Below are 16271 nucleotides of genomic sequence, written 5' to 3'. Positions count from 1 at the left end.
ATGATCGCGTTGAAAGCTGCCACGAGCACGACGTTATGTCCCTCCCGGTGTCTTGGACAAATGAATTTCCCGGAGCCCGGCACCGGCTCCGACCTGTGCGGATGCGAGACTGTCCGTCGGAAATCGGGGATTTCGAACACGAATGCGGATATGGATACGGAGACGGACGATGGACGAGGCGCGGGCGCGGGACGTACTGGCCGCGGCGGGGGTGCTGCCCGGTTCGGTGCGGGACGCGCGGCTGCTCGCCCTGGGGGAGAACGCGGTGTTCGCCGCCGGTGACCTCGTCGTGAAGGTGGGCAGTGACGCCGAGCTGCTGGAGCGGGCGCGGCGGGAGTTGCGGATCGCGGTGTGGCTGGCCGAGGCGGGGGTGCCCGCGGTGCGGGCCGCCGAGGCCGAGGCGGTGCTCGTCGAGGCTCATCCGGTGACCGTGTGGCAGCGGCTGCCCGAGTCGGTGCGGCCCGCCGAGCCGCGGGATCTGGCCGAGCTGCTGCGGCTCGTCCACGCCCTGCCCGCCCCCGGCTTCGAGCTGCCGCCGCGCGAGCTGCTGGGCGGTGTCGAGCGCTGGCTGCGGCTCGCGGGGGACGCCGTCGATCCGGCCGACGCGGCGTTCCTGCGCGAGCGCCGCGACGGCTTCGCGGCGGCCGCCGCCGCGCTCACCCCCCATCTGCCGCCGGGCCCGATCCACGGCGACGCGCTGCCGCGCAACGTGCACGTCGGTCCGGACGGGCCCGTCCTGGTCGACCTGGAGACCTTCTCCACCGACCTGCGCGAGCACGACCTGGTGGTCATGGCCCTGTCCCGGGACCGCTACGGCCTGCCCGCCGAGACGTACGACTCCTTCACCGGGACCTACGGCTGGGACGTACGGGAGTGGGAGGGCTGCCCCGTGCTGCGCGGCGCCCGTGAGACGGCCAGCTGCGCCTGGGTCGCCCAGCACGCCCAGGACAACCCCAAGGCGCTGACCGAGTTCAAACGCCGGGTGGCGTCCCTGCGGAACGGGGACCCGACGGTGCGCTGGTATCCCTTCTGAGAGACGGCCCGCTACGCGGACTGGCTGAAAAGGCCCCCGAGGCGATCCCCCGCGTGGCTGCGGGCCGCTTCCGAAGCCGCCGCCTGATCAGATGACCGGCGGCCGGCCCAGTCGGGTCATCCGCCACACCGTGGACCACCGCATCGGCCGACGGGGTGGGCACGAGGTGCGCAGCCCCTCGGCGAACCCGCCGAACCAGGCCCGCAGCCCCGCCGCCGATCGTGTGCGGGCCACGGTCGCCGCGGTCCAGACGCCCAGGTAGACGGGGACGAGAAGGGCGGGAAGGTGCCGTTTGGCGAGCCAGACCCGGTTACGGGCGACCATGCGGTGGAAGACCGCGTGCCGGGTCGGCGACGTCCATGGATGTTGGAGCACCAGCTCCGGCTCGTAGAGCACCTTCCAGCCCGCGTCCAGCGCCCGCCAGGCCAGGTCGGTCTCCTCGTGCGCGTAGAAGAACGTCTCGGGCCAGCCGCCGATCCGGTCCAGCATCCGCATGGACAGCCCGTGCCCGCCGCCCAGGAACGTCGTCACCAACCCGCCCCGCATCGGATCCGATGCGCGCAGGCGCGGGACGTGACGGCGCTGGGTGCGGCCTCGCTCGTCGGCGATACGGAAGCCGACGACGCCCAGCCGCTCGTCCGCCGCGTACAGCTCCGCAAGCCGGGTGAAGACGTCCGAACTGATCAGCAGGCCGTCGTCGTCCAGGTCCACCACCACATCGACGTCCCCGAACTCCCGCAGCCGGGCCAGGGCGGCGTTCCGGCCGCCGGAGATCCCCCGGTTCTCCGGCAGTTCGACACCGGTGACCCCCTCGGGCAGGGGCGGCAGCGGCGCACCGTTGCCGACGACCACCACCCGCGCGGCGGGCGTGTCCTGCCCCGCGACCGACGCAAGGAGGTCGGCCAGCTCGGCGGGCCGCGTGCCCATGGTCAAGATGGCGACGCCTACGCGCGGGTCACGCACGGATGAACTCCCCGTTCCTCGACTCCGGTGCCGGTGATGCTAGCCGCCCCGGAGCCGACCACCGACCACACACCGGAAGGCCACCCATGCCCACCATCCGCCTCGGCGACTACCTCACCGCCCCCACCAGCGGAATGCCGGTCGGCACCCCGTATGAGCAGCTGGAGAAGACGGAGCTGGCCGACTTCCTCACACTCTGGGAGGACTGGCACCGCCAGGCCCTGGCCCAGCTCCCGCACCGCATCCACCCCACCGCGCGGATCCACCCGACCGCGATCATCGGCGACGACGTGATCATCGGCCCCCGCGTACGCGTGTGGGAGTTCTTCACCGTCCGCGCCGGCTCCGTACTGTGCGCCGACGTCTCGGTCGGCTTCAACTGCGAGGTCACCCACGCGTTCCTCGGTGAACGGACCATCCTCGGCCACCGCATCGGGATCAACCGCACCCTCGTCGGCGCCGACGCACACCTGTCCGCCAACCTGACCGTCGCAGCCATCAGCATGTGGAGCCCCCACATGAGCAACCCGGAACGGGAGATCGTCCTCCGCACACCCGGCGGCCTCTACCGCTGTGGCACACCGCGATTCGGCGCCCTGATCGGCGACCGGGTCCAGACCGGCAACAGCATCAGCCTCGGCCCCGGCCTCGCTCTCGGCCGCGACTGCCGGATCGCCAGCGGGGTCACCCTCGCCGCACGCACCATCCCCGATCACAGCGCCATCACCGCACCACACACCTCCGACGTACACGTCCGCCAGCGACCCGCACGCCGCGGGAAGAACCCGGCGACCGATGCGTCTGTCAGCGGGCGTACGGAATGACAGGCCAGGCCGACTCGATGATCGCCTCGGGGTTCGAGGTGCGTTGGAGGTATCTCTGCAGTGATGCCGCCTGCTCGGCTGCCGCACGAACCTGGAGGTCGTGGAGGTCCCTCGACGTCAGCTTCCCTATGGCCTCGTGCTTCTCTCCCATGCGTCGGGCGGCCCGGGCCGCGGCCACTGCGTCCGCAACCGCGTTGTGCGCGTCATCGAGCTGTACGCCGTAGTGCTCACAGAGCGCCCGGAGGTTCCGCTTCCCCTTTCTGTAGCGATCCACATGCTTGTCCAGGACCAAGGGGTCGATGACGGGCGACACCCGTCCGCACAACCGCTCGACCAGCGGTTCTACCCCATGCCGGCGACACTCGCGGTCGAGCAGCGAGAGGTCGTACCGCGCGTTCATCACCACCAGCGGGGTGCCCGAGTCCAGCGCCTCGCCGACCGCAGACGTGATCTCTTCGATCGCGGAAGCGGCCGGTTCCCCGTGGAGGCGGGCGTGTTCCGTGGAGATGCCGTGGATCGCCGCGGCCTCCTCGGGGATGGTCACTCCTGGATCGAGCAGCCAGGTACGGACTTCGGGAAGTCGCTCGCTCGGATCAACCGTCACCACCGCCGCGGTGACGATCCGGTCGGTCTCGACATCGGTCCCGGTGGTCTCCAGGTCGAAGGCCGTCAGCGGCCCGCTGATCCAGCTCATCCGTTCACGGCCCCCGTGACGATGCGCGCCTCGCGCGGATCCGTTCCGGTCGTCTCCAGGTCGAAGCCGGTCGGCGGCTTCCGGTGCCGGTCCATGGTGGCCCCCTCCTCGGTGGTGCTTTCCCCCAGTGGTCTCCACGATCGCACGGGCCACTGACAATCCGAGGAGCACCTTCCGCTTTCCGCCCGAGGGTCAAGGGCGTTTCAGGACACCGGGCGCGAATCCGCCCACATCAACTCGAACTCCTCGCGATAGGCGGAGAAGAGGCCGCCTTCGTCGACCTCGCCCGACTTGACCACCTTGGTGCCGTTGCGCAGGACGAACACCGGCGCCTCCATGCCCCGGCTGCGCCGCAGATAGGACTGCACGACCGCGACGCCGTCGGAGCCGTCGCCGTCCACCAGGTAGGCGGTGACGCGGGGCGTCTCGTCGTAGACCTGGATCTCGAAGGCGCCCGGGTCGCGCAGCCGGGAGCGCACCCGGCGCATGTGCAGGATGTTCATCTCCACCGAGCGGCTCAGCTCGCCGCGTTTGAGCCCGAGTTCGCGCTCGCGTCGTTTCACCGCGCTGGAGGCCGGGTTGAGGAACAGCAGCCGCACCCGGGAGCCGGACTCGGCGAGCCGGACCAGGCGGCGGCCGGAGAAGTTCTGCACGAGCAGGTTCAGCCCGATGCCGATGGCGTCCAGGCGGCGGGCGCCGCCGAAGATGTCCTCGGCCGGGAACTGGCGCAGCAGCCGCACCCGGTCCGGATGCACCGCGACCACGTCCGCGTACCGGTCGCCGACCAGGTCCTCCACCGCGTCCACCGGCAGCCGCCGCGCGGAGGGCACGTCGCCGCCCGTGCCGAGGATCTCCAGCAGCCGTGCGGAGGCGCGCTCGGCCTGGGCCAGGACGGCCTCGGACAGGGCCCGGTTGCGGGAGACGACGTTGCGGGTCACCTCCAGTTCGTCCAGGGCGAGTTCGACGTCCCTGCGCTCGTCGATGTACGGCTCGAAGCACGGCCAGTGCTGCACCATCAGCTCGCGCATCTGCGGCAGGGTGAGGAAGCTGATCACGTTGTCGTCGGCCGGGTCGAGCAAGTAGCCCTTGCGGCGGCTGACTTCGCGGACCGCGACGGCCCGCTGCACCCACTCCTGGCCGGCCGGTCCGGCCGCGGCCACCACCCAGTCGTCGCCGTGGACGGGTTCGTAGACGGGCCGCAGGACGGCGGCCACGACGGCGCGCAGCCGCTGCTCGACGAGGTTCAGCCATATGTAGGCCCGGCCGGCCCGCTGGGCGCGCGTACGCACCTCGCGCCAGGCGTCGGCGTCCCAGTCCAGCTCCGGCCCGATGGCACCCGCGCCCATCGGCCGGGCCAGGGACACCGCGCCGGGCGGGACGTCTGTGGAGTCCCCTTCGTGACCTCCGTCACCAGGGGGCAGCTCCAGGCCTCCCGAGCCCACCCGCGCACCGCCTTCCACTCCCCCGGGCACTCCCCGTCCCAACGATCAAGGAAGGGTACTCCGGGAGCGGCGCGCGGTGCAGCCGGATGGACAGCTCCTTTCCCAACTTCCGCACTGTGTGCGCCTGTTCTGACCGGCTGGAGCCGACGGAGTGAGCGGATTCATAGCCGGGGCATTGACGGGCGTCGCACTTCTGTGCGTAGATCTTCCCCCTTTCCCCATGGGTCACGGGAGTACCCGAATGCCCCACCCGCAGGAGCGAGCCGGTTCACAGGTGGGTGTCTCACTTTCGGGGAGACTCGGGGCCAAGGGGGCACCAGCGGCGCCGCACACCTGAAAGAGTCGTATCCATGCAGGTCTGGCCTGGAGAGGCGTATCCACTCGGTGCCACGTACGACGGCGCCGGCACCAATTTCGCGGTCTTCACGGAGGCCGCGGACCGAGTAGAGCTGTGTCTGCTGCACGACGACGGCTCCGAGACGGCGGTGGAGCTGCGGGAGAGCGACGCGTTCGTCCGGCACGCGTACGTGCCCGGCGTCATGCCGGGGCAGCGGTACGGGTTCCGGGTGCACGGCCCGTACGCCCCGGAGCGCGGGCTGCTCTGCAACTCCGCGAAACTGCTGCTCGACCCGTACGCACGTGCGATCAGTGGCTCGATCCGGTGGGGGGAGGAGGTGTACGGCTACCGCTTCGACGACCCCGGACGGCGCAACGACCTGGACTCGGCGCCGCACACCATGACCTCGGTCGTGGTGAACCCGTACTTCGACTGGGGCGACGACCGGCCGCCCCGGCGCGGCTACCACGAGACGGTGATCTACGAGGCCCACGTCAAGGGCCTCACCATGCTCCACCCGGGGCTGCCCGAGGAGCTGCGCGGCACCTACGCGGCGCTCGCCCACCCGGCCATCATCGAACACCTGACCGAGCTGGGTGTCACCGCGCTGGAGCTGATGCCCGTACACCAGTTCGTGAACGATCACCGTCTGGTGGACCTGGGCCTGAACAACTACTGGGGCTACAACACGATCGGCTTCTTCGCCCCGCACAACGCCTACGCCTCCTGGGGCGACCGCGGCCAGCAGGTGCTGGAGTTCAAGTCGGCGGTCCGCGCGCTGCACGAGGCCGGGATCGAGGTCATCCTCGACGTCGTCTACAACCACACCGCCGAGGGCAACCACCTGGGTCCGACACTGTCCTTCAAGGGCATCGACAACCCCAGCTACTACCGGCTCACCGACGACCCGCGCTACTACATGGACACCACGGGCACCGGGAACTCCCTGCTCATGCGGTCCCCGCACGTGCTCCAGCTGATCATGGACTCGCTGAGGTACTGGGTCACCGAGATGCACGTCGACGGCTTCCGCTTCGACCTGGCGGCGACCCTGGCCAGGCAGTTCCACGAGGTGGACCGGCTGTCCTCGTTCTTCGACCTGGTGCAGCAGGACCCGGTGGTCTCCCAGGTGAAGCTGATCGCCGAGCCCTGGGACCTGGGCGAGGGCGGCTACCAGGTGGGGAACTTCCCGCCGCTGTGGACCGAGTGGAACGGCAAGTACCGCGACACCGTCCGGGACCTGTGGCGGGGCGAGCCTCGGGCGCTCGCGGAGTTCGCCTCCCGGCTGACCGGCTCCTCCGACCTCTACCAGTACGACGGCCGCCGCCCGCTGGCCTCGGTCAACTTCGTCACCTGCCACGACGGCTTCACCCTGCACGACCTGGTGTCGTACAACGACAAGCACAACGAGGCCAACGGCGAGGACAACCGGGACGGCGAGAGCCACAACCGGTCCTGGAACTGCGGGGTGGAGGGCGAGACCGACGACCCCGGCGTGCTCACGCTGCGGGCCCGGCAGATGCGCAACTTCGTCGCGACGCTGCTGCTCTCCCAGGGCGTGCCCATGATCAGCCACGGCGACGAGTTCGCCCGCACCCAGCGGGGCAACAACAACGCCTACTGCCAGGACAACGAGCTCGCCTGGGTGCGCTGGCCGGAGCCCGGCGAGCCGGAGCCGGGCGGCGGGCTGCCGGCCTTCGTACGGGCGATGGCGGCACTGCGCCGGGACCACCCGGTGCTGCGCCGGCGCCGCTTCTTCCACGGGCGGCCGGTGGAGGGCACCCACGACGAGCTGTCCGACATCGCCTGGTTCACCCCCGAGGGCCGGGAGATGACCCAGCAGGACTGGGACTCGGCGCGGGCCTCCGCGCTGACCGTCTTCCTCAACGGCAACGCGATCTCGGAGCCCGGCACGCGCGGGGAGCGGATCACCGACGACTCCTTCCTGCTGATGTTCAACGCCGCGCCGAAGCCGCTCGACTTCGTCGTGCCGGTCGATCACGGGCGGCAGTGGCAGGTGGTGGTCGACACGGCCCGCACGGACCCGGTCCCGCCCGGCACCGGCCCGAAGGTGCGGGCCGGGGACCGGCTGACGCTGAAGGACCGCAGCCTGACCGTGCTCCAGCGGCCGGCGTAGGACTCACCCGGACGGACGGGAGGGGGCACCCGCCCGGGTGGGGCCCCGGGCACAGGGCGGACGGATGGCACGAAAGGCGGCCGGGCGGGTACGTAGCTCCCCATGACCTCCGAGCGCTCCGCACCCGCCCGCCCCGTGCCCACGGCCACCTACCGGCTCCAGCTCCAGCCCGAGTTCCCGTTCGCGGCCGCCGCGCGGGCCGTGCCGTACCTGGCCTCGCTCGGCGTCTCGCACCTGCACCTGTCCCCCGTCCTTCAGTCCGTGCCGGGCTCCCCGCACGGCTACGACGTCGTGGACCACGCGCGCGTGCGTGACGAGCTCGGCGGCGAGGAGGGTCTGCGGGCGCTGTCGCGCACCGCGCGGGAGCACGGGCTCGGCCTGGTCGTGGACATCGTGCCCAACCACATGGCCATGGCGCCGCGGCACAACCGCGCCCTGTGGGAGGTGCTGCGGGAGGGGCCGGCGTCACCGTACGCGCGCTGGTTCGACATCGACTGGGAGGCCCAGGGCGGCAAGGTGCTGCTGCCGGTGCTCGGCGGGCCGGTCGGCAAGGAGACCGGCGAGCTGAAGGCGGACGGCGACGTCCTGCGCTACCACGACCACGCCTTCCCGCTGCGCGAGGGCACCGGGAAGCTGCCCCTGCCGGAGCTGCTGGACGCGCAGTGGTACCGGCCGGTGTGGTGGCGGCTGGCCCGTACGGAGCTGAACTACCGGCGCTTCTTCAGCATCTCCGAGCTGATCGGGGTGCGGGTGGAGGACCCGGAGGTGTTCGAGGCGACCCACGCCAAGATCCTGCAACTGCTGCGCGAGGACGTGATCGACGGGCTGCGCGTCGACCACCCCGACGGGCTCGCCGACCCGGACCGCTACCTCGAACAATTGCACGAGGCGACGGGCGGGTGCTGGACGGTCGTGGAGAAGATCCTCTCCGACGGCGAGCACCTTCCGGCGGCCTGGCCGGTCGCCGGCACCACCGGCTACGACGCCCTGCGGCACGTCGACGGTCTGTTCACCGACCCGGTGGGGGCGGACGGACTGCTCGGCCATTACCGGCGGTCCGCCGCCCCGCAGACCGACCGCGGCGGCGACTGGGAGGCGACGGTACGGCGGGCGGCGTACCAGGTGATCACCCATGAGCTGGCCGCCGAGACGGAGCGGCTGACCCGGGTGGCGAACCGGGTGTGCGCCACCTCGCCGGACCCGGCGCTGCGCGACCGCGCCCCCTGGGCGCTGCGCACCGCGCTGCAGGAGCTGCTGGTCCGTCTGAGGGTCTACCGGCCGTACGCCTCCGTGGACGCGGCCTCGGTGGTCACCGAGGAGGCCGCCGAGGAGGCCCGGCTCGCGTTCACGGTGCCGGAGGAGGGCGAGGCCGTCGACGTCGTACGGGACCTGGTGACCGGGCGGGCCGGTGCGGGGCCCGACGCCGTGGAGCTGCGGACCCGGTTCGCGCAGGCCGCCTCCGCGCTGCGCGCCAAGTCCGTGGAGGACACCGCGTACTACCGGTACGTGCCGCTGCTGTCGGCCAACGAGGTCGGCGGCGACCCGGGGCACCCGGCGGTGTCCCCGGAGGACTTCCACGCGTACTGCGCGCGCGTGCAGCGCGACTGGCCGGCCACCGGGACGGTGGTCTCCACGCACGACACCAAGCGCAGCGCCGACGTGCGGGCGGCGCTGGCGGTGCTGACCGAATGCCCGGAGCGGTGGGGGGAGGTACTGGCCGAGGTCTCCGGCAGGGGGAGCGGGGAGGGGGCGCCGGACGCGCAACTGGCGTGGGCGGCCTGGCAGACGGTGTTCGGCCTCGGTCCGGCGGAGGGCGAGCGGGATGGGGAAGGAGAGCGGGGAGAGGATCGGGAACGGTACGGCGAGCGGGTGCGGCGGGCTCTGCTGAAGCATGTGCGCGAGGCGGGTCTCCACACCAGCTGGACGGAGCAGGAGCCGCCCTACGAGGAGGCGGTGGAGCGCTTCGTCACCGAGGGGCCGTGCGGGGCGCCGGCCGAGCGGGTGGCCGCCCTCCGGAGCGCGCTGGAGCCGCACATCCGGGCGAATGTCCTGGGTACGGCCCTGGTGCAGCTGACGATGCCGGGCGTGCCGGACGTCTACCAGGGCACCGAGGGCGAGTACCGGGCGCTGGTGGATCCGGACAACCGGCGGCCGGTGCGGTTCCCTCCCGCCGATCCCGGCGAGAAGGGGGCGGTGACGGTGGCGGCGCTGCGGCTGCGGGCGCGTCGGCCGGAGGTCTTCGGGGAGACGGCGACGTACGCCCCGCTGCCCGCCGAGGGGCCGGCGGCGGACCACTGTGCGGCGTTCGTCCGCTCCGGAGAGGTGGTCACCGCCGTGACCCGGCTGTCGCTGCGGCTGGCGGAGGCGGGCGGCTGGCGCGACACCCGGCTGCCCCTGCCGCCGGGCCGGTGGGCGGATGTGGTGACGCCGGGGCGGGAGTTCGAGGGGCACGCGCGCGTGGAGCAGCTCTTCCAGCGGCTTCCGGTGGTGCTGCTGGAGCGGATCGCTTGACAGGCCGGACAGTCCGTGGGGTACTGCGAAATGCCAAGCAGGGCGGACAGGGCGGGGGTGAGTCTGCTTGCTGGAGCAGCGCTACCCGAGCGTTCCCGAACTGGTCGCCTCAGCACGCGCGTTGGCCGCGTACCGGCCGGGACTGTGCGTCCTGAGGGAGGTCGGCCTCTCGCGTGCGGGCAGGCCGCTGCACCTGCTGTCCGTCGGGCACGCGCGGCGTGCCGTGCTGGTGGTCGCCGGCGCCCACGCCAACGAGCCCACCGGGGGCTCCACCCTGCTCGCCCTCGCCCACCGCGTGCTGCGTGAACCGCCGTTGCGGGCGGGCACCTCCTGGCACTTCCTGCTCTGCGCCGACCCGGACGGAGCGAGTCTGCACGTCACCCCGGCCCCGCGCAGCCTGCTCGACTACCACCTCGGCTTCTTCCGGCCGGCCGGACCCGAGCAGCCGGAGTGGTCGCCCTCCGTACTGCCGCCCGACCGGCTGCCGCCCGAGACCCGTGCGCTGACCGGCGTCATCGACACGCTGCGGCCCTACCTCCAGGTGACGCTGCACGGCACCGAACTGGGCGGCAGCTGGGTGCAGTTGACCAGGGACGTGCCGGGGCTGGCGGAGCCGTTCGGCAAGTCGGCGGCCCAGTTCCACATCCCGGTGGAGACGGGCGCCTCGGACGCGGCGGGCTGGCCGGTCTCCGGTCCCGGGGTGCGGGTGATGCCGGAGCCCGGCTCGGGACCGGCGTATCCGAGCCTGCCGGACGACGCCCGGCACAGCACCTGGTACCACGCGCACCGCTACGGCGGCATGACCGCGGTCGTGGAGGTGCCGATGTGGGCGAGCGACCTGGTGGACGATCCGGCCCCGCACCCCGCCCCGGCGGCGGCGATACGACGGCTCGCGCACCGGCTGCTGCGGGACGCCCGCGAGGTGGAGCTGGTCCTCGCCGACGCCCTGCCCCGCCTGCACGGCGCCGACGGTCCGCTGCTGCGGGCGGCGAAGTGGGGGCTGGGCCTGGTACCGGGGCTGGCCGCCGACTGGATCCACACCCCTCCGGCCGACACGACGATGGCGTACGTCGGCAGCGTGGACGCGTTCGGCCGCCGCCTGCCGCTGCGGGCCGCGGCGATGCTGCTGCGGGTGCTGCGCGAGGCCGACGACCGTGCCGCACCGGGGCTGGAACGGCTGGTGACCGTGTGGAGCGAGGCGTTCGCGGAGCGGTTCGGGGCGCGGTGGGTGCCGTTGGAGCACCAGGTCGAGCACCAGAGCCGGACCGTGGTGGCGACGGCGCTCGGTGCTCGGGGGGTTTGATGGCTTGTACGCCCGTGGGGGCTCTTGGGGGGCCACGGGTTTGATGGCTCGGTCGCCTACGGGCGCTGGAAGCCGGTGTCGGGGGCCCGATCGTGCTCAGCGCTTCGCGCCTCCGCGCTCCCCCAAGCTCTTGAAGAGCAGGGGGGACCCCCACGGGCCCCCGACACCGGCGCGCCCTTCGGCTCCCTCGCGGCCGGCGCGTGGGGACGGTCGGGGTGGGTGGGCCCGCAACCTGGGACAGGGGCTCCGGGTGGGCCCGCGCTCTGAGGTGGGGGCTTTGGGTGGGCCCTTGACCTTGGTCGGGGGCCCTCAGGGCGCCGAGAGCCGGAACGACACCTGGCCGAACGCCACCTGGTCGCCCTCGCGTACGACGGCCGCGCCGATCACGCGCCGGCCGTTGACGGTCGTGCCGTTGGTCGAGCCGAGGTCGCGCAGCACCCACATGCCGCCCTGGTGACGCAGCTCGGCGTGGACCCGGGAGACCGTCTCGTGGGTCAGCCGCAGGCCGCTGGCGGGATCGCGCCCTATGCGCAGCGGGTGGCCGCTGCCGGGGTGCGGCAGGAGCAACTTGGGCAGCCGCTCGGCCTGCCAGGCCCTGCGCAGCCGTACGCTGAAACCGGACACGGCCTCGACCGTGCCGAACACCAGCCGGGACATCCGGCCCTCGGTGGGCAGGTCGGCGGTGAGCGCGGCGAGCTCCTCCGAACTGCGGGCGGTCAGGGCCAGCTCCATACGGCGCACGAACGTGTCGTGCGACAGGCGGCCCATCGCGACGCCGTCTCGCAGCACCTTCAGCGCCTTGTCGCGCTCCGCGTCGGACAGCCGCGCGGGGGAGATATGAAACTCGAAGGACGACGTCACGGTGGTGATTGTCGGTCAGCGGACCGCGAGTGTCCAGAAGACTCCGAAACGGCGTCCTGCGGTGCGGACCCGGCGACACCCGCCGCAAAAGGGAGGATTCAAAAGCGGATTGATCTCCGATGGAGGACGATGGACGGGATCATCACGGTGAGCAGACGAAGGGGAACCGTCCGTGCAGTTCGAGGTGTGGGCACCGCAGGCCGGCCGGGTGACGCTCCAGTGCGACGGCGCCACGCGCGCGTTGGAGCGCGATCCGGAGCGGGCGGGGTGGTGGACCGGTGAGGCGGAGGCGGGTGACGGCTCGCGGTACGGGTTCGCGCTGGACGGCGGTCCGGTGCTGCCGGATCCGCGTTCGCGGCGGCAGCCGGACGGCCCGGACGGGCTGAGCGCCGTCGTCGCGCACGGACGGTACGCGTGGCGCTCCGGTGCGTGGGCCGGGCGTCCGCTGCCCGGGGCGGTGCTCTATGAGATGCACGTCGGCACGTACACGCGTGAGGGCACCTTCGACGCGGCCGCCGAGCGGCTGGAGCACCTGGTGGAACTGGGCGTCACCCATGTGGAGTTGATGCCCGTGTGCCCGTTCCCCGGGCGGCACGGCTGGGGGTACGAGGGTGTCTCTCTGTGGGCGGTGCACGAGCCGTACGGCGGCCCGGAGGGGCTGAAGCGCTTCGTCGACCGGGCGCACGGGCTGGGACTGGGGGTGGTCCTGGACGTGGTCCACAACCACCTGGGCCCCTCGGGCAACTACCTGCCGCGGTTCGGGCCGTACTTCACCGACACGCACCACACCCCCTGGGGCGCCGCCGTCAACCTGGACGCGCCCGGCTCGGACGAGGTGCGGGCCTTCCTGACCGGCAGCGCGCTGGCGTGGCTGCGCGACTACCGGATCGACGGGCTGCGCCTGGACGCGGTGCACGCGCTGGTGGACACGCGCGCGTGCCACTTCCTGGAGGAGCTGTCCACGGCCGTGGACGCGCTCTCGGCGGAGCTGGGCCGTCCGCTGTTCCTGATCGCCGAGTCGGACCTGAACGACCCGCGGATCGTCACCCCGCGCGCGCAGAACGGCCTCGGTCTGCACGCCCAGTGGAACGACGACTTCCACCACGCGCTGCACTCGGCGCTGACCGGCGAGTCCCAGGGCTACTACGCCGACTTCGGGCGGGCCCCGCTCGCGGCGGTCGCCAAGACCCTCATGGGCGGCTACTTCCACGACGGGACGTACTCCGGCTTCCGCGGCCGCCACCACGGCCGCCCGCTGGACCGCACGCGGGTGGCCGGGCACCGGCTGCTCGGCTACAGCCAGACCCACGACCAGGTCGGCAACCGGGCCCGGGGCGATCGTCTGTCCATGCTGCTCGCGGACTCCCCCGGGCTGCTGGCCTGCGCGGCCGTGCTGACGCTGACCGCGCCGTTCACGCCGATGCTGTTCATGGGCGAGGAGTGGGCGGCCACCACGCCGTGGCAGTTCTTCACCGACCACACCGACCCCGAGCTCGCCGAGGCCGTGCGCCAGGGCCGGCGGCGGGAGTTCGCCGCGCACGGCTGGGCGGCCGAGGACGTGCCCGATCCTCAGGATCCGGCGACCCGGGACCGGTCCTGCCTGGACTGGTCCGAGCCGGAGCGGGAGCCGCACGCGCGCGTGCTGGCCTGGTACCGGCGGCTGATCGCGCTGCGCCACGAGCAGCCGGACCTCACCGATCCGGACCTCGCGGACACCAAGGTGGCCTACGACGAGGACGCCCGCTGGCTCGCCTTCCGGCGCGGGGACGTGCTCGTGGCGGTCAACCTCGGCAAGGAGCCGGCGGCCATCCCCCTGGGCTCCCGCCCGGCCGAGGTGCTGGCCGCCTGGGAGCCGGTGACGGCGCCCGGCGCGGACGGGCTGCTGCGCGTGCCCGGGCAGTCGTGCGCGGTGCTGGTGCAGCACTGAGCGCGGAGGACCGGTGGCTACGGCTCCTCGCCCGTGCCGTTCCGGAATTCCGTGACGCGCTCCAGCATGATCGTCTCCCAGGCGCGGCGCAGCTGGGCCCTGAGGAGCGGCAGCGGGTCGCCGTCGCGGCCCTCGAGGCGGTCGGCGAGGCGGATCACGGTGTCGCAGCGGGCCAGCCACAGGCCGCGCAGGCAGGGCCGGGCGCCGTAGCCGGCCAGGGTGGCGGCGCGCACGGCGGCCGGGGAGCCGACGGCGACGGCGAGCCCGGCGATGTCCTCGGCGGGGTCGCCGACGGCCGCGCCGGTCCAGTCCAGGACGCCGCGCACCCGGCCGTCGGCGCCCACCACCAGGTGCTCGCTGCCGAGGTGGTGGTGGATGAGCACGGCGGTGCCGCGCTGGGCGACGAGCTGGGCCGCGGCGGGCGCGGTGAACTGGGCCATCCGCGCGGGGTCGAACTCGTCGGCGGTCCCGAGGCGTTCGGCGCAGCGTACGGCCATGCGGCGCAGCGCCCCCAGGGAGCGCGGCGCGGCACGGGGCACACCGAGCGTCTGGGCCTGCCGGACGGGCACCTCGCGCAGCCCCGCGAACAGTCCGGCCAGGTCGTCCTCGCCGACGGCGGACACGTCGTGCGCGTCGGCCGTGCCGCCGGTGATCCTGGTGTCCAGCGTGTACGTCAGTCCCGGCGCCCACTCGCCGTGCGCGACACTGGCCGGGACGGCGACCCGCAGGTGCGGGCGGATCAGGTCGCGCAGGCGCAGTTCGCGGCGCTGGCGCAGCGAGGCCTCGCGGTCGGGGGCCAGGCGCAGCACATGGCGGGTGCCGACCCACCACGTGGAGTGACCGCCGCCCTCGGCCACGGGCCGGACCTCGGGTCCGGCGGCGATGTCGGCCTTGTCGGCCCTGTCCTCGAGGCTGTCCTTGAGCAGGGTGCGGACCAGTCGGCGGACGGTGTCCGCGGTGGGTGTCGGTGCCTGGGTCATCGTCGCGCCGTGTCGTTCCGGTCGGTTTCCGGTCGGTTTCCGGTCGATAAGGGGTGGGCTGCCGGTCGGTCAGTCCACTGTCACCAGCTCTCGGGTCGTGTCGTTGAGGCGGCGGCCTCCGTCCTCCGTGACGGTGACGATGTCCTCGATGCGCACCCCGAAGCGGCCGGGCAGGTAGATGCCGGGCTCCACGGAGAAGCACATGCCGGGCACGAGGGGCTGTTCCTCGCCCTCGATCATGTACGGCGGCTCGTGCGTGGTGACGCCGATGCCGTGGCCGGTGCGGTGGATGAAGTACTCGCCGTACCCGGCCGCCTCGATGACCGCGCGGGCGGCCCGGTCGACCTCCTGGCAGGCGACGCCCGGGCGCACCGCCCGGAAGCCGGCCTCCTGGGCCTCACGGACGATGTCGTGCACCCGCCGCTCCTCGTCGGTGGGCTCGCCGACGTGCACGGTGCGGGTGGTGTCGGAGCCGTAGCCGTCCTTCAGGCCGCCGAAGTCGAGGACGACCATGTCACCGCGCTCGATGACCCGGTCGCCCACCTCGTGGTGCGGGTTGGCGCCGTTGGGGCCGGAGCCGACGATGGTGAAGTCGACCTGGGAGTGCCCGAAGCGGCGCAGCAGGTCGGCGAGGTCGGCGCCGACCTCGAACTCGCGGCGGCCGGCGAACGGCACCTTCCGGATCTCCTCGAACGTGGCGTCGGCGGCCGCTCCCGCCGCCGCGAGCAGCTCCACCTCGGCCGCGTCCTTCACCGCGCGCAGCATCGGCAGGGCCTCGGTGAGGGAGGCGTAGGAGGTGCCGGGCAGTGCCTTCTGCAGGCCGAGCAGGTGCATGGCCCAGGTGTTGTCGCTGATGCCGAACCGGCCGTCGCCGTCGAGCATGCCTGCCGTGACGGCGTAGGGGTCCGTGCCGTCGGTCCAGTCGCGCAGCGCCAGGGTGGACGCGCCGACGGCCTTGGCGGCGTCCGGGGCCTCCAGGGTGGGCACGACGAGGACGGGGTCCCGTCCGGGGGCGAGTACGAGCAGCGTGAGCCGTTCGGTGACGGCGGTGGGCGCGTAGCCGGTCAGCCACACCAGGTCCGGGCCGGGCGCCACCAGGAGCCCGGCCAGCCCGGCGTCGCCGGCCGCCCGGGCGGCGCGCTCCCTCCGGGCCCTGTAGTCGTCGGCGGTGAAGGGTGCGGGCGCGATGCCGGTCATCCGGGCCTCCGTGTACGGCTGGAACGGCGGTGAAGGCTACGGACAGCATCCTGCCCGGCCAC

12 protein-coding genes are annotated in these 16271 nt (G+C 72.9%); 6 read left to right on the top strand and 6 right to left on the bottom strand.

What is annotated here, in order from left to right; all coding sequences use genetic code 11:
* Positions 1-169: 169 nt before the first annotated feature.
* Positions 170-1033 carry a phosphotransferase enzyme family protein gene (locus tag DEP02_RS10520; RefSeq protein ID WP_112467072.1) on the top strand — a complete coding sequence of 288 codons (864 nt, stop codon included), beginning with the start codon at positions 170-172 and terminating at the stop codon, positions 1031-1033.
* 87 nt (positions 1034-1120) lie between these two features.
* Here the strand turns inward: DEP02_RS10520 and DEP02_RS10515 are convergent, their stop codons facing one another.
* On the bottom strand, positions 1121-1996 hold the full coding sequence (locus DEP02_RS10515) for a glycosyltransferase family 2 protein (protein ID WP_112467071.1): 876 nt from the start codon (positions 1994-1996) through the stop codon (positions 1121-1123).
* Positions 1997-2082: 86 nt separating this feature from the next.
* On the opposite strand from DEP02_RS10515, the gene DEP02_RS10510 reads away from it, so the two are divergent.
* Complete coding sequence (locus DEP02_RS10510; RefSeq protein ID WP_112467070.1) at positions 2083-2820, top strand: LbetaH domain-containing protein; 738 nt, start codon at positions 2083-2085, stop codon at positions 2818-2820.
* Here DEP02_RS10510 and DEP02_RS10505 read toward each other — a convergent pair.
* Together DEP02_RS10505 and DEP02_RS10495 are read right to left on the bottom strand one after the other, a co-directional pair.
* The gene (locus DEP02_RS10505) at positions 2801-3514 is read right to left on the bottom strand and encodes a 3'-5' exonuclease (protein WP_112467069.1); all 714 of its coding nucleotides are present in this window, start codon (positions 3512-3514) and stop codon (positions 2801-2803) included. The genes DEP02_RS10510 and DEP02_RS10505 overlap by 20 nt on opposite strands.
* 203 nt (positions 3515-3717) lie before the next feature.
* Complete coding sequence (locus tag DEP02_RS10495; RefSeq protein WP_112467068.1) at positions 3718-4956, bottom strand: DUF5919 domain-containing protein; 1239 nt, start codon at positions 4954-4956, stop codon at positions 3718-3720.
* A 350-nt stretch (positions 4957-5306) separates the two neighbouring features.
* Here DEP02_RS10495 and glgX point away from each other — a divergent pair, with 350 nt between their 5' ends.
* From glgX to DEP02_RS10480, 3 genes are all read left to right on the top strand, one after another.
* Entirely contained in the window at positions 5307-7430 is a 2124-nt protein-coding gene (glgX, locus tag DEP02_RS10490; protein ID WP_112467067.1) for a glycogen debranching protein GlgX, read from the top strand.
* Positions 7431-7532: 102 nt separating this feature from the next.
* Positions 7533-9941: a malto-oligosyltrehalose synthase gene (treY, locus tag DEP02_RS10485; protein ID WP_112467066.1), complete on the top strand. Its 2409-nt coding sequence runs from the start codon at positions 7533-7535 to the stop codon at positions 9939-9941.
* 67 nt (positions 9942-10008) lie between these two features.
* On the top strand, positions 10009-11244 hold the full coding sequence (locus DEP02_RS10480) for a M14 family zinc carboxypeptidase (RefSeq protein ID WP_112467065.1): 1236 nt from the start codon (positions 10009-10011) through the stop codon (positions 11242-11244).
* Between the two features lie 309 nt (positions 11245-11553).
* Here the strand turns inward: DEP02_RS10480 and DEP02_RS10475 are convergent, their stop codons facing one another.
* Positions 11554-12105: an FHA domain-containing protein gene (locus DEP02_RS10475; protein ID WP_112467064.1), complete on the bottom strand. Its 552-nt coding sequence runs from the start codon at positions 12103-12105 to the stop codon at positions 11554-11556.
* Positions 12106-12277: 172 nt separating this feature from the next.
* Between DEP02_RS10475 and treZ the strand changes: the two genes are divergently transcribed.
* The gene (treZ, locus tag DEP02_RS10470) at positions 12278-14032 is read left to right on the top strand and encodes a malto-oligosyltrehalose trehalohydrolase (RefSeq protein WP_112467063.1); all 1755 of its coding nucleotides are present in this window, start codon (positions 12278-12280) and stop codon (positions 14030-14032) included.
* A gap of 17 nt (positions 14033-14049) precedes the next feature.
* Here treZ and DEP02_RS10465 read toward each other — a convergent pair whose 3' ends face one another.
* Positions 14050-15012, bottom strand: a complete 963-nt coding sequence (locus DEP02_RS10465) for an aminoglycoside phosphotransferase family protein (RefSeq protein WP_112467062.1) — start codon at positions 15010-15012, stop codon at positions 14050-14052.
* A 69-nt stretch (positions 15013-15081) separates the two neighbouring features.
* Positions 15082-16209 carry an aminopeptidase P family protein gene (locus tag DEP02_RS10460; protein WP_112467061.1) on the bottom strand — a complete coding sequence of 376 codons (1128 nt, stop codon included), beginning with the start codon at positions 16207-16209 and terminating at the stop codon, positions 15082-15084.
* Positions 16210-16271: the final 62 nt, after the last annotated feature.

Source organism: Streptomyces triticisoli, from assembly GCF_003270085.1.
GTDB classification, from domain to species: Bacteria; Actinomycetota; Actinomycetes; order Streptomycetales; family Streptomycetaceae; genus Streptomyces; species Streptomyces triticisoli.
The sequence above is the reverse complement of the archived record's forward strand: the minus strand, read 5'-3'. Positions and strand labels throughout refer to the sequence as shown.